Source organism: Phocaeicola coprocola DSM 17136, from assembly GCF_000154845.1.
Lineage (GTDB): Bacteria > Bacteroidota > Bacteroidia > Bacteroidales > Bacteroidaceae > Phocaeicola > Phocaeicola coprocola.
Genome location: NZ_DS981433.1, coordinates 2353 through 3571 on the forward strand (window position 1 = coordinate 2353; position 1219 = coordinate 3571).

General features: G+C 40.0%; 2 protein-coding genes. Both read right to left on the minus strand.

The features are described 5' to 3' along the window. Positions 1-496 precede the first annotated feature (496 nt). On the minus strand, positions 497-829 hold the full coding sequence (locus BACCOP_RS01450; RefSeq protein ID WP_007565403.1) for a hypothetical protein: 333 nt from the start codon (positions 827-829) through the stop codon (positions 497-499). Beyond that, positions 810-986, minus strand: a complete 177-nt coding sequence (locus BACCOP_RS20860) for a hypothetical protein (RefSeq protein WP_007565405.1) — start codon at positions 984-986, stop codon at positions 810-812. Before BACCOP_RS20860 ends, BACCOP_RS01450 begins: the two co-directional genes overlap by 20 nt. Positions 987-1219 lie beyond the last annotated feature (233 nt).

A 1219-nucleotide genomic window follows, 5' to 3' on the forward strand; every position in this document is an offset into this window, starting at 1 on the left:
GTCTCGCACTGTGGTGGATTCACACGAACTTAATCCGATTACTGTTGCCATAAGAAGGCTGAATAAAAAGTATAACTTTTTCATTTTGCTTATATAATTTACTTGTTTTGTAATCCATAATTGTTTCCTGTTCATTACCCTTGCCTGCGTGTATTCCGCAAAGGGTATGTAAAGTCATGGTTTTTACATGATTAAAGGCAGGCTTTTTCCGATGGCAAAGTCTGTCTTTGATGTGTACCGCATGTAGGCTTCAGAAGCGGTTCAGGCGGTTTGGATAATTTTGTTTCCTCGCCGTCGGTTGCATACCGGAAGTGTTTTTAGCGGCATAGCAGCCTTGCTGACAGGATAATGGTGTCTTCCCCATTGGGTGAGGTGAATATATTGTGATAATTTTTTCTTAGTAACACACAAAAAAAGAGCTAAGAGAAAGCCGTTTGACAGCTTTCTCCTTACTCTTTCTGAATTTAATTTCGTTGCTTGACAAAATAATGACGAATTATTTTGTTCCAACAAAGTGTACGGATGCAGGGAAATCTGCACCTAAGAACTTACCGGATACTGCCAGAGTAAACTCGATAGTGTTGCCTGTAACTTTGGCATCAGTCAAAGAATCTAACTTCAATGTTACTAAATCCATGCCTAAAATGGTCAAAGTTCCTGCTTTATCACCTTTGAAAGCTGTAATTTCACCGGTTTCTTCATCTACTTCTACTTCCAACTCGATAGTGATATTCCCCGGCATACTTCCGATCTGCGGAAAATCGCAACTCAAAATACCATTTTCAAGAGTATAAGATGCAGCACGTGGCTCATAATCTTCTCCTCTCATTTTTGATTTGATCCATTGTACCGTTATAAGTACCTTTCGTATCGCTGATTGCCCATACGTACTTACACCCATCTACATCCATCACTGTGGCAGCGTCAGCAGACTGTGCCATCCGAACTTGCTGCACAAGGGCAGCTCCTAAGAAAAATTTTCGCATCGTTTTTATAATTAAAGTTTAATAAAAAAAAAATTACACTTTAATTTTTGTTTGTTCAATAAGTCCTCCACGGCCTCCTTTGGTTTTTTCCTACGAAAAAGAAAATATACCTACCTCTGACCGATCGTCTGGGCCATGTCTATAATTGCTTCAAGATGCTTGGTTGATCCTCATGAAAGGGTCCCTGAAAAGCTAAATAGTGACGGGACTATCCCTCCTCCCGTAGAAAATGC

Excerpts from the sequence above, each read along its gene's own strand:
- BACCOP_RS01450 (WP_007565403.1), bottom strand. The coding sequence starts at position 829 with ATGAGAGGAGAAGATTATGAGCCACGTGCTGCATCTTATACTCTTGAA.
- BACCOP_RS20860 (WP_007565405.1), bottom strand. The coding sequence starts at position 986 with ATGCGAAAATTTTTCTTAGGAGCTGCCCTTGTGCAGCAAGTTCGGATG.